Origin of the sequence: Cupriavidus sp. P-10 (assembly GCF_003402535.2) — a bacterium.
Lineage (GTDB): Bacteria > Pseudomonadota > Gammaproteobacteria > Burkholderiales > Burkholderiaceae > Cupriavidus.
In genome coordinates this window covers 1,219,335-1,234,843 of sequence record NZ_AP025170.1, presented here as the reverse complement: position 1 = coordinate 1,234,843, position 15,509 = coordinate 1,219,335, and the positions used below count along the sequence as shown (strand labels likewise).

The window sequence follows — 15,509 nt, the reverse complement described above, 5'->3', positions numbered from 1 at the left end:
CGCCGGATGCGCCGCCGCGCGTCCGGCCTGCCCTACACACCCGCAAGGCTTTCCAAGGCCGCTTCAACTTCCCGCCATACCGACTCGGTCTCGCCCTCGGTGCATTCGCCGTGCTGGCGCTTGACCGCACCCAGCCGGTTCAGCACCAAATGCTGGTCCGGCACCACGCCCACGTTTGCCAGGCAAGCCTGCACGCACGCCAGCGGGCAACCGTCCAGCGCCAGGATCGGCCGGCCCGATTGCGCCACGCGCGTCAGCACCGGCACGCCGCCGCCCACGCCGCTGATGCACGACATTTCGGCGCGGCCGCTGCGGTCCAGCCGCACCGCGCAGGCATTGGCCAGTTGCGCCACGCTGGAGCAGCCGGAGCAGGCGTACACCAGTGGCAGGGATCGGGTGGGGGAAGCCGGCATCGCGCACCTTCCGTAAAGACTTGTGTTGGCAGGAACACGCCTGCTGGGAAGCGGCCAGCATAGTGACTTGTGCGCGGGCGGGCCATTCGCCGATAGAGCTAGCCCGGACAGCCGATTGGCGTCGTCGGTTACCCCGCGCACCAAATGAAAAAAGCCCTGGGGCGCAGTGCGCCACAGGGCCCGTCAGGCAATCGCCGAAGGCTTGCTTACAGCAGCGGCGCGCCAGTCTTCGCCTGGATTTCCTCGCGGCTGATGCCCGGGGCGGTCTCGACCAGCTTCAGGCCTTCCGGGGTCACGTCGATCACGCCCAGGTCGGTGATGATGCGATTGACCACGCCCACGCCGGTCAGCGGCAGGTTGCACTGCTTCAGGATCTTGATGTCCTCGGTGCCGTCCTTCTTCTTGGCGGTGTGTTCCATCAGCACCACCACGCGGCCGACGCCTGCGACCAGGTCCATCGCGCCGCCCATGCCCTTGACCATCTTGCCCGGGATCATCCAGTTGGCCAGGTCGCCCTTCTCGCTGACCTGCATCGCGCCCAGGATGGCCAGGTTGATGTGGCCGCCGCGGATCATCCCGAACGAGTCGGCCGACGAGAAGATCGACGAGCCCGGCAGCGTCGTCACGGTCTGCTTGCCGGCGTTGATCATGTCGGCGTCGACCTGGTCTTCGGTCGGGAACGGGCCGATACCGAGCAGGCCGTTCTCGGACTGCAGCCACACTTCCATGCCCTCGGGCACCCAGTTGGCAACCAGCGTCGGCAGGCCGATGCCCAGGTTGACGTAGAAACCGTCCTGCAGCTCGGCCGCGGCGCGCGAGGCCATTTCGTCACGTGTCCATGCCATGATGGTGTCTCCTTAGCTGGCCGCGCGCACGGTGCGCTGCTCGATGCGTTTCTCGGGATTGGTGTTCAGCACCAGGCGCTGCACGAAGATGCCTGCCAGGTGGATCTCGTCCGGATCCAGTTCGCCGGTCTCGACGATCTGCTCGACCTCGGCCACGGTGACCTTGCCTGCCATCGCGCACATCGGGTTGAAGTTGCGCGCGGTGCGGCGGAACACCAGGTTGCCGGCCTTGTCGGCCTTCCAGGCCTTGACCAGCGCGACGTCGGCGGTCAGCGAACGCTCCATCACGTATTGCTCGCCGTCGAATTCGCGGATTTCCTTGCCTTCGGCGACGATGGTGCCGACACCGGTCTTGGTGAAGAACGCCGGGATGCCGGAGCCGCCGGCGCGCAGCTTCTCGGCCAGCGTGCCTTGCGGGGTGAATTCCAGCTCGAGTTCACCGGCCAGGTACTGGCGCTCGAATTCCTTGTTCTCGCCCACGTAGGACGAGATCATCTTCTTGATCTGGCGGGTGGCCAGCAGCAGGCCCAGCCCGAAGCCGTCGACGCCGGCATTGTTGGAGATGCAGGTAAGCTGCTTGGCGCCGCTGTCGCGCAGCGCGACGATCAGCGCCTCGGGGATGCCGCACAGCCCGAAACCGCCAACGGCGATCGTCTGGCCGTCGCGGACGACGCCTGCAAGCGCTTCTGCGGCGCTGGCGTGGACCTTGTTCATGTTCGCTCCTTCCTCGGTAGTTCCTCGGGGTTCCGCTGTCGTGCTTCCCCCGCCGGCTTGTGCGGCGGGCGACGCAGGGAAATTGTAACGGTACAATCGGCGATTACCACCGTCTCTCGTCCGACCGACAGGATACGCAAGCCCCGCCGGCTACGCCATTACGTAAAAATACATAAGTAGATGCCCGCCATCGACTACCAGACCGCTTTCCAGCTCGCCCCCGTGGGCCTGGTGCTGTCACGCGAGCGCGTGATCGAAGACTGCAACGAAGAAGTCTGCCGCATTTTCGGCACGACGCGCGAGGCGCTGCTGGGCCAGTCGTTCCAGGTGCTCTACCCCACCCCGGACGAATTCGAGCGCACCGGCGCGCGCATCGTGCCGATCATGAACAAGCACGGCATGTACTCGGACGAGCGCATCATGAAGCGCGCCGGCGGCGAGCTGTTCTGGTGCCATGTCACCGGGCGCGCGCTCGATCGTTCGCAGCCGCTGGGCGCGGGGATCTGGACCTTTGAGGACCTGTCGCAGAAGCGGCAGGTCACGGCCGAGCTGACCGCGCGCGAGCGCGACATCGCGGCGCAGCTGGTGGAGGGGAAGACCAGCAAGCAGATCGGCAAGCTGCTGGCAATCAGCCCTCGCACGGTGGATATCTACCGCGCGCGGTTGATGAAGAAGTATGGGGCGAGCACGTCGGTCGACCTGGTCCAGCGGCTGGTCAACCACTGAAGCTCAACCCTCGATGATCGCGCGGATTTCCGGGGGCACCGGCACCGACTTCTCCACCGAATAATCGCACCACACCACCTTGGCCCCGCCCTCTGCCCAGACCACGTCGGGCAGATCGGTACGCCGGATCTCCATGCGCGTCTCGAAACTGGTACGCCCCAGCTGCCCGGCATAGACCCGACACTCGATATCCCCCGGATAGCGCAACTGCTTCAGGAAGGTCATATGCGCATTGATGATGACCGGGCCCTGCCCTTGCGGATCCTTGCCGCCGCGCCCCAGCGACGCGAACCACTCTATGCGCGCCTGCTCCAGGTACTGGAAATAGACGGTGTTGTTGACATGGCCCATCGCATCCATGTCGCCCCAGCGGATCGGCATGACCACCGTATAGACGTGTTTCATCACAGCCTCCAATGCAACAGGCCCGCCAACACTGGCGGGCCTGCTTCGTGACTTAGCGCTTGGCGATCGCGCCTTCAGCCTTGGTCACCAGGTCGGCGCCGATCTGCTTCTTCCACTTGTCGTAGACCTTGGCGGTCGCCTTGCGGAAGGCGTCATGCTCGGCCGGCGTCAGGTGCGTGACCTTGACGCCGTGGCCTTCCATTTCCTTCCAGGCGGGCGCGCCGGCCTCGGCCAGGCCCTTGCGGGCGAGCACGATTTCCTGCTTGCCGGCGTCGATGGCGGCCTGCTTGACGATCTCGCGGTCAGCCGGGGTCCAGCTTTCCCAGATCTGCTTGTTGACCACGAAGATCAGCGGGTCAGCCACGTAGCCCCAGGCGGTGACGAACTTCTGGCCCACCGTGTACAGCTTGGCGGCGGCGAACACCGACTGCGGGTTCTCCTGGCCGTCCACGGCGCCCGAGGCCATCGCCGGCTGCGCGTCGGCCCAGCTCATCTGCGTCGGGTTGGCGCCCAGCGCGTTGAAGGTCTCGATGTACAGCGGCGAGCCCACCACGCGCAGCTTCATGCCCTTGAGGTCTTCCGGCTTGCGGATCTCCCGCTTGGAGTTCGACACCTCGCGGAAGCCGTTCTCGCCCCAGGCCAGCGGCACCACGCCGGCCTTTTCCAGCGTGGTGAAGATCGACTTGCCGACTTCGCCCTGCGTCAGTGCGTCCAGCGCCTTGTAGTCCGGCATCAGGAACGGCAGCGAGAACAGGTTCAGTTCCTTGACCTGCGGCGACCAGTTGATGGTCGAGCCGACCGCCATGTCGATCACGCCCTGGCGGATCGCCGAGAACTCGCGGGTCTGGTCGCCGGCCACCAGCGAGGTGCCCGGGTACAGCTTGATATTGATGCGGCCATTGGTGCGCTGCTTGACCAGGTCGGCCCAGATCTCGCCACCCTTGCCCCACGGGAAGGCCGGGCCGAGCACCAGCGACATCTTGTACTCGGACTTGTAGGTCTGCGCCATCGCGCCGGGGGGGGCGAAGGCGGAAGCGGCAATGGCGGCGGCCGTTGCGAGCATCAGGGCACGACGTTTCATCTTATCTCCTCTCGGGAATCGTCAATTCTTGTTTGTGAATGCAAAGTGAAGTCAACAGCGATCAATAGCCGAGGTATTCCGGCAGCCAGGTCGCCAGCGGCGGATAGGCCAGCACCATCAGCATGGCAACGAACATCGCCAGCAGCATCCAGATCACCCAGGGCACGGTCTCTTCCATGCGCACGCGGGCGATCCGGCACGACACCATCAGGTTCACGGCCAGCGGCGGCGTGAACTGGCCCAGCGCCACCTTCAGCGTCAGCACCACGCCGAACCACACCGGGTTCCAGTGGAAGGCATTGGCGATCGGCAGCAGCAGCGGCACGAAGATCAGGAAGATCGAGATGCCGTCCAGGAACATGCCTACCGTCATCAGCAGCAGCACGATCAGCGCCAGCACGCCGTACTCGCCCAGGCCGGAATTGGCGATGGCGTGCGCCAGCGGATCGATCACGCCCAGCGTAGACAGCGCATAGGCGAAGATGCCGGCCAGCGCGACCACCAGCAGGATCACCGCCGAGGTCTCGGCCGCTTCCTGGAAGATCGTGAACAGGTCGCGCATGCCGATGCTGCGGTACACCACCATGCCGACGAAGAGGCCGTACACCACCGCCACCACGGCGGCTTCGGTCGGCGTGAACCAGCCGGCGCGCATGCCACCCAGGATCAGGAACGGCGCCACCAGGCCCCACGCCGCTTCGCGCAGGCTCTTCCAGAACGGCGGACGCGGCAGCGCAGCCTCGGCGGCACCCATGTTGTGCTTGCGAGCCAGCCACACCGCCGGCACGATCAGCGCCACGCCGGCCAGCACGCCCGGAATCATGCCCGCGGCGAACAGTGCCGGCACCGACGCGCCGGGTACCAGCACGCTGTAGATGATGAAGGCCACCGACGGCGGGATCAGGATGTCGGTCGCGGCCGCCGCGCCGACCACCGCGGCGCTGTACGAACCGGGATACCCCGCCCGCGACATCGCCGCGATCATCACGCCGCCGACCGCGGCCGCGTTGGCCGGACCCGAGCCGGAAATGCCGCCGAGGAACATCGCCACCAGGATCGCCACCAGCGGCAGCATGCCCGGTCCGCGCCCGACGACGGCGATGGCAAAGGTCACCAGCCGCTGCGCCACGCCGGAACGGTCGAAGATCGACCCCACCAGCACGAACATCGGGATCGCCAGCAGCGGGTACTTGGCCAGCCCGGCGTAGAAGTTCTGCGGCACGGCCAGCAGGCCGAACATCTGGGTATCCAGGTTGGACAGGCCGATCGCGATCAGGCCGCCCAGCCCCAGCGACACGCCGATGGGCACGCCCAGCAGCATCAGGCCGATAAAGACCACAAACAGGATGATGGCAACCAGCGTCATTGCAAACGCTCCTTCGCCATCCGGTTCTCTTCATGCAGCGCCTTGAGCGCACGCACGTTGCGCAACGCCAGGCCCAGCGCGCGCAGCGCAATGCCGGCCGACAGCACCGGCAGCCAGATCGAGTACCACCAGCTCGGCACGCCGATGCCCGGCGAGGTTTCGCCAAAGGTGTACTCATCCCAGGTGATGCGCGCACCCAATACTGCCAGCGCGATGAACATCACGGCCACCGCCAGCGCCGACAGGATCGCCAGCCGGCGCTGGCGCGCCGCGCTGCCGCGCTCAAAGAAGAATTCGATGCGGATATTGCGATTGCGCGCCACCGCGGCGCTGCCCGCGACCAGTGCCAGCACGATCATCAGGAAGACCGAGAATTCCTCGGTCCAGGCAAACGACTCGTCAGTGAAATAGCGGACTACCACGTTGGCGAAGGTGATGCCTACCAGCAGCAGCATCACGATCACGCCAATCCAGTCCTCGAGGCGGGGTGAAACCCGGAATTCAGTGTCCTGCGCTTCGTCTGCCGCCCGCGGGATCACCGCGGAATCGACGACGTGTTGCGGCACGGCATTGCGCCGTGCCTCTTCTTGTTGCTCCATCTCCCCGGCCTCCGGTCCAGGGCCGCTTGGGCCAGGCGGCCACTGCGGCATTTTTTGCTTGTATGTAAAGACTTAGTCTAAAGACATGGCGGATTATGCCAAGACTGGCACGACGCGCATCAACTTTCTTTGATGGGGAACTGGAAGCCGCGCTCGAAAAGCCCGCCCAAGGGGACCGGATAAGCCCTGGGGTGGACAGCTGGGATGCCCCGCCGCACGCTTGTGGCGCGCGGGCAGGTAGCGGGTAGAAAGCGGGCGGCGCGGCGCCGGCGGCCGGAGTCAGACCATGCCGTCGTCGGCGGTGATCACGGCACCGTTGATGAATTGCGACTGGTCGGACGCCAGCAGCAACAGCAAGCCGTCGAGATCGTCGGGCTTGCCCAGGCGCTTGCGCGGCAGCATCTGGATCAGCTTCTGGCCGGCGTCCGAGTCCCAGTGGTGGTGGTTGATCTCGGTATCGATATAGCCGGGACAGATCGCGTTGGTGTTGATGCCATGGCGCGCCCATTCCAGCGCCATGGCCTTGGTCATGTGCACCACCGACGCCTTGCTCATGCAATAGATGCCGATCTGCGACAGCACCTTCAGGCCAGCCACCGACGCGACATTGACGATGCGCGCCTGCGGCAGCGGGCTGCCGTTCTTCTCGGCGCCCTTGGCCCGCGCGATCATGCGCTTGGCCACTTCCTGCGCGACGAAGAAGGCGCCGCGGGTATTGGTGTCGAAGACAAAATCGAAATCGTCAGGGGTGACGTCGGTCAGCTTCTGCGTGGTCGACACGCCCGAATTGTTAACCAGGATGTCGATCGAGCCGGCCTCGGTCTCCGCATGCGCCACCGCCGAGCGGATGCTGTCCGGGTCGGTCACGTCGAGCCGCACCACGTGGGCGCTGCCGCCCTCCGCCTCGATTGCCGCACGCAGTTCCTTGAGGCGCTCGGTACGGCGAGAGGCCAGTACCACCTTGGCGCCAGCGGCCGCCAGGACCGTGGCGAAACGCGAGCCAAGCCCGCTTGACGCGCCGGTGACCAGCGCTACCTTGCCTTCCAGATTGATCGACAAACCCATGATGACCTCTTGTGCGGGCGCCCCTCCAGCCTCTTCGGGTGCGGAAGGCGGCATATCATAAAAAAGAACGACCGTTCCAAAAAAATCCTTGCCTGTGGGTGGCGAGTCCCGGACAATGCCGGAGATTCTAAGAACTTGGCCCGCAAAGGGAAAGAGGGAAAACGAGCGATCCGGCCGGCTATCGGCCGCAAACAGCCGTCAAAATTCCTCCCCGTGCCCGCCGGCGCAGGTTCGAGCAGAACGATCACCGCACTTCCCACAATTGCAAAGCTAGCAGCAAAGAAATAGAGGGTTAGAGACAATGGATCAGCAACAGCTCCTGGAGCAGTTCGGCCCGCGTGAAGCCATGGAATACGACGTGGTCGTCGTCGGCGGCGGCCCCGCCGGCCTGGCCACGGCCATCCGCCTGAAGCAACTCGCGCAGGAGAAGGGCAGCGACGTCAACGTATGCGTGCTTGAAAAGGGTTCCGAACCCGGCGCGCATATCCTGTCGGGCGCCATCATGGATCCGCGCGCCCTCAACGAGCTGTTCCCGAACTGGCAGGAGCTGGGCGCACCGCTGAACCAGCCGGTCACCGAGGACAAGTTCCTGTTCCTGAACGAATCCGGCTCCAAGGGCACCCCGCCCGCGCTGCTGCCCGAGTGCTTCCATAACCACGGCAACTACATCATCAGCCTGTCGAACTTCGTGCGCTGGCTGGGCCAGCAGGCCGAGGCGCTGGGCGTGGAGATCTTCCCGGGCTTCCCCGCGGCCGAAGTGCTGTACAACGAAGACGGCTCGGTCAAGGGCGTGGCCACCGGCAACATGGGCATCGGCAAGGAAGGCGAGCCCACCGACAACTTCCAGCTCGGCATGGAACTGCATGCCAAGTACACCATCTTCGCCGAAGGCGCGCGCGGCCATCTGGGCAGGCAGCTGATCGCCAAGTTTGGCCTGGATGCCGGCAAGGATCCGCAGAGCTACGGCATCGGCCTGAAGGAACTGTGGGAGATCGACCCGGCCAAGCACAAGCCCGGCCTGGTGGTGCACACCGCCGGCTGGCCGCTGGATCCGGCCACCTATGGCGGCTCGTTCCTGTACCACATGGAAGACAACAAGGTCGCGGTCGGCTTTGTGGTCGGCCTGGATTACACCAACCCGTGGCTGTCGCCGTTCGAGGAATTCCAGCGCTTCAAGACGCACCCGGAAATCCGCCAGTACTTTGAAGGCGGCAAGCGCCTGAGCTACGGCGCGCGCGCTATCACCGCCGGCGGCCTGCTGTCGCTGCCCAAGACCGTGTTCCCGGGTGGCGCGCTGGTCGGCTGCGATGCCGGCTACCTGAACGCCTCGCGCATCAAGGGCAGCCACGCCGCGATCAAGACCGGCATGCTGGCCGCCGAGGCCGCGTACGACGCACTGCAGGGCGGCCGCCAGCACGACGAGCTGACCGCCTACCCCGCCGCGTTCGAGCAGAGCTGGCTGTACAAGGAACTGCTGCAGGCCAAGAACTTCAAGCAGTGGTTCAAGAAGGGCCGCACCACCGCGACGCTGATGACCGGCATCGAGCAGTGGCTGCTGCCCAAGCTGGGCATCCGCAACCCGCCCTGGACCATCCATCGCGTCAAGCCGGACCATGTGTACCTGAAGCCGGCGGCCGAGTGCGAGAAGATCGTCTACCCGAAGCCGGACGGCAAGCTGACCTTCGACCGCCTCAGCTCGGTGTTCATCAGCAACACCAACCATGAGGAAAACCAGCCGGCGCACCTGACGCTGAAGGACGCCAGCGTGCCGGTCAACATCAACTGGGACAAGTACGCCGGCCCCGAGTCGCGCTACTGCCCGGCGGGTGTGTACGAGTTCGTGCAGGACGAAACCTCGGGCAAGGAACGGCTGCAGATCAATGCGCAGAACTGCGTGCACTGCAAGACCTGCGACATCAAGGATCCGACGCAGAACATCGTGTGGGTCACGCCGGAAGGCGGTGGCGGTCCGAACTACGTCGGCATGTAAGCCCCCGGGCGCGCAAGCGCCTGGCGCATGGAACGGCACCGGTCTCCCGGTGCCGTTTTTTTTGTTGGCGCGCTGCTGAACGCAGGTACCGAGGCCGCCGGTCGCCGGCTACAGTGGCAGGCGCGTCGTGGACAGCAGCTGTTCGTAGATGTAGCACTGCAGCAGCGTCATCTCGCGCTCTGCCAGCAAATCGAAGGCCACACCGAAGGCCGGGAATTCGGCATCGTCCTGGCTGGCTGGTCCCGGCGCCGCCCGGATCCAGCCGTCGACGATGACTTCGCTGTCGAACGACGCGGCCCGCAGCTGGAAGCGCAGCCGCACGCGGCTGCCCGGCGCGGGCGACGGCGCGGTGGTCTGCACCAGCGCTCCGCCGGTGCTGAGGTCGGACAGCAGCGCCAGCCGGGCCGTACCCGTCCGCACCGCGACGGCCACGCCATGATCGTCATCGTCGTCTTCCGGGGGCTCGGTCAGGTATGCCGCCAGACGCGTTGGCACGCGCGCCGCCTTGCGTACCGGGGTCGCATGCAGGTTGGTCGGCGCCGACAGCACCAGGTAACGGAACGGGCTTCGGCAGACCGCGGTGATGGTCGAGGTAAAGCTATGGATCGCCTGCCCGGAGAAGCCCCGCAGCAACACGGTGTCGCCCGCCTGCAGCGGCAGGTCGCGCCCGCCCAGTTGCGGCCAGGTCACGAACAGCCCCTGCTCGATAAAGCCGATCAGGCGGCTGGCGGCGGCGCGCGCGGACTCGCCTTCGTGCTTGACGTGAAGCAGCGTACCGACCTGCAGGCCTAGTGGCCCGGGCGCGGTGCGGGTGGCGGCCTCGGCATCGCCGCTATTGCCGCTATCGTCGGTGTCATCGCTATTGCCGCTATTACCGGCGCGGCAGACCACGCCGTGGCGGAACACCAGCGCCAGGTCGCGCGCATCGGGGATGACGCTGCCGCTGCCGAGCACCAGGTTGCCGTCGCCGTCTAGCAGCGCCCAGGGCAGCGGGTGTCCGACCGGGAGATCGTTGGGAGTAAGCTGGATCATGGTTGTTTGCAAAGGGCCCCGCGTTTGTCGCCGCGCGCGGGGCATGGCAAACCCACGGCGGAGCTGCCGGGCAGTATCCCCCACCTGTATCCGGGATCTATCGGCCGTTGGCCAAAGAAATTTAGCGAATACTGCGGGTCGAGGCCGCCATGTTTAGCACCGGCAATCTGCGGCAAGCTTGACGCGCAACAACTTCGCCAGCACAATCGCACAAAGCTGTCTGACAGCCTGACATATCTACCCATGACCCTGCACCGCCCGGCCTCCCTGGCCAGCCGCATCGCCCAGTCCTTGCACGACGACATCCTCGCCGGCCGCTACGCCGCGGGCGGACGCCTGCCCGCCGAAGCGAGCCTGGCCGACACCTTCGGCGTAAGCCGGCCGATCGTGCGGGAAGCCATCGCCCAGCTCAAGGCCGACGGCGTGCTGGTCACGCGCAAGGGTTCCGGTGCCTTTGTTTCGGAAACCCCGGGCGGCCAGGCCTGGCGCGTGGCGAGCGCACCGGACGGCGGACCCACGCTGGCGCAGCTGTTCGAGCTGCGCCGCGTGGTCGAAACCGCCTGCGCCGAGATGGCGGCCGAGCGCCGTACCGCAACCGATGTCGATGCGATCCGCGCCGCACTCGCGGCCATGCAGGCGCAGGCCGACGGCCGTGGCGACATGGCCAACGCGGCTGCCGCCGACATGGCCTTCCACCACGCCATCGCCGAAGCCGCGCACAACCCCTGCTTTACCGGCCTGACCGACTTCGTCAGCCAGCAGATGCTGGCGGCACGACAGCGCGCGTGGGAGAACACCGCGCGGCTCGGCGCAGCCACCGGCAGCCCGCGCGCCGCCGACACCGAACACACGGCGCTGGCCGACGCCATCGCCGCCGGCAATGCCCCGGCAGCGCGCGAGGCTGCGCAACGGCACCTGGCCGCCGCGGCCTCCCGGCTGGGCCTGGCGGGCTGAATTCCGCCACACAGCAGTCAGCACTGGCAACAAACCTCAGCAACAAGGAATCGAGCATGGAAAAGGTGGATTGCGTCGTCATCGGCGCGGGTGTCGTAGGACTGGCAGCCGCGCGCGCCCTCGCGCTGCAGGGCCGCGAGGTGATCATCCTGGAAGCCGAGAACGCCTTCGGCACCATCACCAGCGCGCGCAACAGCGAGGTCATCCACGCCGGCATCTACTACCCCGCCGGTTCACTGAAGGCGGAGTTGTGCGTACGTGGCAAGGCCATGCTGTACGACTACTGCGCCACGCACCACGTCGCGCACCAGCGCTGCGGCAAGCTGATCGTCGCCACCAGCGCGGCGCAGGTGGCCACGCTGGACGGCATCCGCGCCAAGGCCGCGGCCAACGGCGTCGACGACCTGCGGCTGCTCTCGCGCGACGAAGCGCAGGCGCTGGAGCCGCAGCTGCAATGCCATGCCGCGCTGCTGTCGCCCTCCACCGGCATCGTCGACAGCCACGGCCTGATGACCGCACTGCTGGGCGATGCCGAGAACGCGGGTGCGATGCTGGCGGTGCAGTCGCCGGTGCTGGGCGGCGCGATCACCGCGGACGGGATCCGCCTGGAAGTGGGCAGCGAGGATGGCGGCGCGACCACGCTGCTGGCGCGCACGGTGGTGAACTCGGCCGGCCTGACAGCGCCGGAACTGGCGCGCCGCCTCGATGGCATGCCCGAGGCCCATATCCCGCCGCAGCACTACGCCAAGGGCTGCTATTTCACGCTGGCCGGGCGCGCGCCGTTCTCACGGCTGATCTACCCGGTGCCCGAGGCCGCAGGACTGGGCGTGCACCTGACGCTGGACCTCGGCGGCCAGGCACGTTTCGGCCCCAATGTGCGCTGGATCGACGACATCGAGTACAGCGTCGACCCGGCCGATGCTGACGGCTTCTATGACGAGGTGCGCCGCTACTGGCCGGGACTGGCCGACGGCGCGCTGCAGCCGGGCTATGCCGGCATCCGCCCCAAGATCAGCGGCCCGCACGAGGTGGCGGCCGACTTCCGCATCGATGGCCCCGCCGTGCATGGCGTGCCGGGGCTGGTTCACCTGTTCGGCATCGAGTCGCCGGGGCTGACCTCGTCGCTGGCAATTGGCGAGCGCGTCTGCGCCGCGCTGGCCTGAAGCGCATCGCCGCCTGCCGCACCCTCCGCGCGGAAGCTCATCGCCGCGCAGAAGGCGCCGGCCGCCGCGGCCAGGGCGGCCAGCCCGAAGGTGTGTTCGGGCGCCAGCGCATTCCAGGTCCAGCCCATGGCGAGCCCCCCGAGCGTGCCGCCGACGCCGTAGGAAATCCCCGTGTACAGCGCCTGCCCGCGTCCCTGCAGCGGCCCGGCAAACCATGCCTGCAGCCGCTTCAGGCTGGCGCTGTGGTGCGCGGCGAAAGTGGCCGCGTGCAATACCTGCACCAGCGCCATCAGCCAGGCAAGCTGCGCGAAGTAGCCGGTCAGGCCAAAGCGGACCGCAGCCAGCACGAAAGTGCCGGCCAGGATCGTGCGCAGCGCGAAGCGCGCGAACAACAGGCCCTGGTAATAGAAGAAAACGATTTCGGCGACCACGCCGATGGTCCACATCACGCCGATGGCGAACTTGCTGTAGCCAAGCTTCTCCAGCCACAGCGAATAGAACACGTAGAGCGCGGCGTGCGCGAACATCATCAGGAAGGCCGATGCCAGGAACCATGCCACGTCCGGCCGGCGCAGCAAGGGCAGCGCGCGCGGCGCGGGCACGCGCGGCCCGTCGTCGACGGCATCGCGCATGCTCAGCACCACGCCTGCCAGGATCGCCAGCAAGCCGCTGGCCACCCACGGGAAGGCGCGCATGCCGACCATCTCGAACAGTGCCCCACCGGCCAGCACCGCGCCAATAAAGCCGACCGAGCCGAACATGCGGATGCGGCCATAGCTATGGTCAAAGGCGCCGTAGCGGCGCAGCGTGGAGATGGTGAGGGCATCGCCCAGCGGCGACATCGCGCTGGTGAGCAGGCTCAGCGTCAGCATCATCGCCATCATGCCGCCGTAGCTGCCCACGCCGGGCAGCATCAGGAACGCCAGCAGCGAGGTGAACGCGCTCACGCGCAGGATGCGCACGCGTGTGTGCATTACGTCGGACAGCCAGCCCCACAGGTAGGGCCCGACGATGCGGCTGACCTGGAAGCTGGCCATCAGCACGCCGATCTGCACCGGATTGAAACCGCGATCGGCGAAATACAGGCTCACGTACGGCGAGATGACGCCGACATAGCCGTAGTAGCCAAGATAGAAAAGCCCGAAGCGGGCGTAATCCGGGCGAGCGGTACCCATGGCACCGCCAGCCCCAGGGAGCGTGCTCAACTCAGCGCGTCTGGCCGACCTGCGCCGGAATGTGCGGCGTGTCGGTCTTGACGTCGCCGCATTGCGCGCGGTGGCGCAGCGCGTGGTCCATCAGCACCAGCGCCAGCATGGCCTCGGCGATCGGCGTGGCGCGGATGCCGACGCACGGGTCGTGGCGGCCGAAGGTTTCGACCGTGGCGGCATTGCCGGCCTTGTCGATCGACTCGCGCGGCGTGCGGATCGAGGACGTCGGCTTGATCGCCAGCGACACGGTGACATCCTGGCCGGTGGAAATGCCGCCCAGCACGCCGCCGGAATTGTTGGTGCGGAAGCCGTCAGCGGTCAGCTCGTCGCCATGCACGCTGCCCCGCTGCGACACGCTGTCGAAGCCGGCGCCGATCTCCACGCCCTTGACTGCGTTGATGCCCATCATCGCGTGCGCGATATCGGCGTCGAGGCGGTCGAACAGCGGCTCGCCCAGCCCGACCGGCACGTTGCTGGCCACCACCTCGATGCGCGCGCCGACCGAATCGCCGTCGCGGCGCAGCGCGTCCATATAGGTTTCCAGCTCGGGGATGATGTCGGCGTTGGGCGCGAAGAACGGATTCTCGGGCACATGCGACCAGTCGGCGAACGGCACCGCGATCTCGCCCAGCTGCGACATGTAGCCCCGGATCTCAGTGCCGTACTGCTCGCGCAGCCACTTCTTGGCCACCGCTGCCGCGGCCACCACCGGCGCGGTCAGGCGAGCTGACGACCGGCCGCCGCCGCGATAGTCGCGGATGCCGTACTTCTGCCAGTAGGTGTAGTCCGCGTGTCCCGGGCGGAAGGTCTCGACGATATTGCCGTAGTCCTTGCTGCGCTGGTCGGTGTTGCGGATCAGCAGGCAGATCGGGGTGCCGGTGGTCTTGCCCTCGAACACGCCGGACAGGATTTCGACCTGGTCGGGTTCCTTGCGCTGGGTGACGTGGCGCGAGGTGCCGGGCTTGCGGCGGTCCAGGTCGCCCTGGATATCGGCCTCGCTCAGCGCCATGCCCGGCGGGCAGCCATCCACCACCGCGCCGATGGCGGGGCCGTGCGATTCGCCGAAGGTGGTGACAGTGAAGAGCAGGCCAAGGGTGTTGCCGGACATGATGGAAACCGCACAGGAATTGGGGACGGCCTCCATTGTAAGGCCAATGCCCGGCCGCTGGCGGCCCGGCCGGCTCAGGCCGCCGCGGTTTCCGGTGCGAATTCGGGGTAGAACTCCGCCCGCATCCGTTCCATATAGGCCACCAGGTTGGCGTGCCCTTCCGCCGCGGTGCGGATCGGCGTGTCGAACGTGGGGCACAGCAGGCTGCCGGCGAAGGCAAACAGCGTGGCGTCGGCGCCGCATGGCTTGTCGCCCATCAGGTAGCGCTTGTCGCCCAGGATGTCGGCGATCGAGGTCACGCCCTTGCTGGCCAGTGCCACCAGTTCTTCCTCGCTGTGCCGGCCCAGCCCCTGCCCCCACAGCGTCTTCTTGACCTTGTAGCGCACCAGCCGCTCGGCCAGGCCGCGCACCGGCGCCGGCACGCCGCGGAAGAACTGCGCCGGCCCTTTATCGAAATTGGCCTGGTCGAGCCAGCGCACCCGCGCCACCGCCCAGTACAGGTGGTCTTCCATCAGCTTCTCGGCGGCCCAGGCGATGCCGCGCTCGGCCGGGCTCAGGCCGGCGTCGAAGTCGATGTGGTAGGTCTTCTCGATATGCCAGCGGATCATGGTCGAATCCGCCACGACCCGGCCCATGTCGTCGAGGTACGGCAGCTTGCCCTTGGGCGCTCGCCGCAGGCTGCCGGGGCGCGCCTGATATGGCAGGCCGGCGAGCTTGAGCAGCATCTCTGCCTTGGTGACGAAGGGGCTGGCGTCAGGCAGCCCGAAGGCCGGGCCGAAGGTATAGAGCGTGATCATGGTGGGTCGGGGTCCGCGTAGGAGAACATGCAGAGCATGCAGA

16 protein-coding genes are annotated in these 15,509 nt (G+C 66.8%); 4 read left to right on the top strand and 12 right to left on the bottom strand.

The annotated features are described in order from the left end of the window. Positions 1 to 32: 32 nt before the first annotated feature. The 3 genes from CTP10_RS05740 to CTP10_RS05730 form a co-directional block, all read right to left on the bottom strand. A complete protein-coding gene (locus CTP10_RS05740; RefSeq protein ID WP_116317718.1) occupies positions 33 to 413 on the bottom strand; it encodes a putative zinc-binding protein in 381 nt (126 codons plus the stop codon). A 206-nt stretch (positions 414 to 619) separates the two neighbouring features. Next, the gene (locus tag CTP10_RS05735; protein ID WP_116317717.1) at positions 620 to 1,258 is read right to left on the bottom strand and encodes a CoA transferase subunit B; all 639 of its coding nucleotides are present in this window, start codon (positions 1,256 to 1,258) and stop codon (positions 620 to 622) included. A 12-nt stretch (positions 1,259 to 1,270) separates the two neighbouring features. Then, positions 1,271 to 1,972, bottom strand: coding sequence for a CoA transferase subunit A (locus CTP10_RS05730; protein WP_116317716.1), 702 nt, complete (start codon positions 1,970 to 1,972; stop codon positions 1,271 to 1,273). Between the two features lie 180 nt (positions 1,973 to 2,152). Here CTP10_RS05730 and CTP10_RS05725 point away from each other — a divergent pair, with 180 nt between their 5' ends. Continuing rightward, entirely contained in the window at positions 2,153 to 2,698 is a 546-nt protein-coding gene (locus CTP10_RS05725; protein ID WP_116317715.1) for a PAS and helix-turn-helix domain-containing protein, read from the top strand. A gap of 3 nt (positions 2,699 to 2,701) precedes the next feature. Here the strand turns inward: CTP10_RS05725 and CTP10_RS05720 are convergent, their stop codons facing one another. From CTP10_RS05720 to CTP10_RS05700, 5 genes are all read right to left on the bottom strand, one after another. After that, positions 2,702 to 3,103: an acyl-CoA thioesterase gene (locus CTP10_RS05720; RefSeq protein WP_116317714.1), complete on the bottom strand. Its 402-nt coding sequence runs from the start codon at positions 3,101 to 3,103 to the stop codon at positions 2,702 to 2,704. A gap of 52 nt (positions 3,104 to 3,155) precedes the next feature. After that, positions 3,156 to 4,184 carry a DctP family TRAP transporter solute-binding subunit gene (locus CTP10_RS05715; protein ID WP_116317713.1) on the bottom strand — a complete coding sequence of 343 codons (1,029 nt, stop codon included), beginning with the start codon at positions 4,182 to 4,184 and terminating at the stop codon, positions 3,156 to 3,158. Positions 4,185 to 4,245: 61 nt separating this feature from the next. Beyond that, complete coding sequence (locus CTP10_RS05710; protein WP_199414509.1) at positions 4,246 to 5,550, bottom strand: TRAP transporter large permease; 1,305 nt, start codon at positions 5,548 to 5,550, stop codon at positions 4,246 to 4,248. Then, entirely contained in the window at positions 5,547 to 6,149 is a 603-nt protein-coding gene (locus CTP10_RS05705; protein WP_116317712.1) for a TRAP transporter small permease, read from the bottom strand. The genes CTP10_RS05710 and CTP10_RS05705 overlap by 4 nt, the downstream gene beginning before the upstream one ends. A 279-nt stretch (positions 6,150 to 6,428) precedes the next feature. After that, a complete protein-coding gene (locus CTP10_RS05700; RefSeq protein ID WP_116317711.1) occupies positions 6,429 to 7,214 on the bottom strand; it encodes an SDR family oxidoreductase in 786 nt (261 codons plus the stop codon). Positions 7,215 to 7,515: 301 nt separating this feature from the next. Here CTP10_RS05700 and CTP10_RS05695 point away from each other — a divergent pair, with 301 nt between their 5' ends. Next, complete coding sequence (locus CTP10_RS05695) at positions 7,516 to 9,204, top strand: electron transfer flavoprotein-ubiquinone oxidoreductase (RefSeq protein WP_116317710.1); 1,689 nt, start codon at positions 7,516 to 7,518, stop codon at positions 9,202 to 9,204. Between the two features lie 108 nt (positions 9,205 to 9,312). On the opposite strand, the gene CTP10_RS05690 is transcribed toward CTP10_RS05695, so the two are convergent. Continuing rightward, positions 9,313 to 10,236, bottom strand: coding sequence for a flagellar brake protein (locus CTP10_RS05690; protein WP_116317709.1), 924 nt, complete (start codon positions 10,234 to 10,236; stop codon positions 9,313 to 9,315). Positions 10,237 to 10,479: 243 nt separating this feature from the next. Here CTP10_RS05690 and CTP10_RS05685 point away from each other — a divergent pair, with 243 nt between their 5' ends. Then, positions 10,480 to 11,190: a FadR/GntR family transcriptional regulator gene (locus CTP10_RS05685; protein WP_116317708.1), complete on the top strand. Its 711-nt coding sequence runs from the start codon at positions 10,480 to 10,482 to the stop codon at positions 11,188 to 11,190. Positions 11,191 to 11,246: 56 nt separating this feature from the next. Next, a complete protein-coding gene (locus CTP10_RS05680) occupies positions 11,247 to 12,353 on the top strand; it encodes an NAD(P)/FAD-dependent oxidoreductase (RefSeq protein ID WP_116317707.1) in 1,107 nt (368 codons plus the stop codon). Here the strand turns inward: CTP10_RS05680 and CTP10_RS05675 are convergent. The 3 genes from CTP10_RS05675 to CTP10_RS05665 all read right to left on the bottom strand — a co-directional run bounded on the left by CTP10_RS05675 (position 12,275) and on the right by CTP10_RS05665 (position 15,466). Continuing rightward, a complete protein-coding gene (locus tag CTP10_RS05675; protein WP_116317706.1) occupies positions 12,275 to 13,528 on the bottom strand; it encodes an MFS transporter in 1,254 nt (417 codons plus the stop codon). The genes CTP10_RS05680 and CTP10_RS05675 overlap by 79 nt on opposite strands. A 31-nt stretch (positions 13,529 to 13,559) precedes the next feature. Beyond that, on the bottom strand, positions 13,560 to 14,669 hold the full coding sequence (gene aroC / locus CTP10_RS05670) for a chorismate synthase (RefSeq protein WP_116317705.1): 1,110 nt from the start codon (positions 14,667 to 14,669) through the stop codon (positions 13,560 to 13,562). 74 nt (positions 14,670 to 14,743) lie between these two features. Further along, complete coding sequence (locus tag CTP10_RS05665; RefSeq protein ID WP_116317704.1) at positions 14,744 to 15,466, bottom strand: glutathione S-transferase C-terminal domain-containing protein; 723 nt, start codon at positions 15,464 to 15,466, stop codon at positions 14,744 to 14,746. Positions 15,467 to 15,509: the final 43 nt, after the last annotated feature.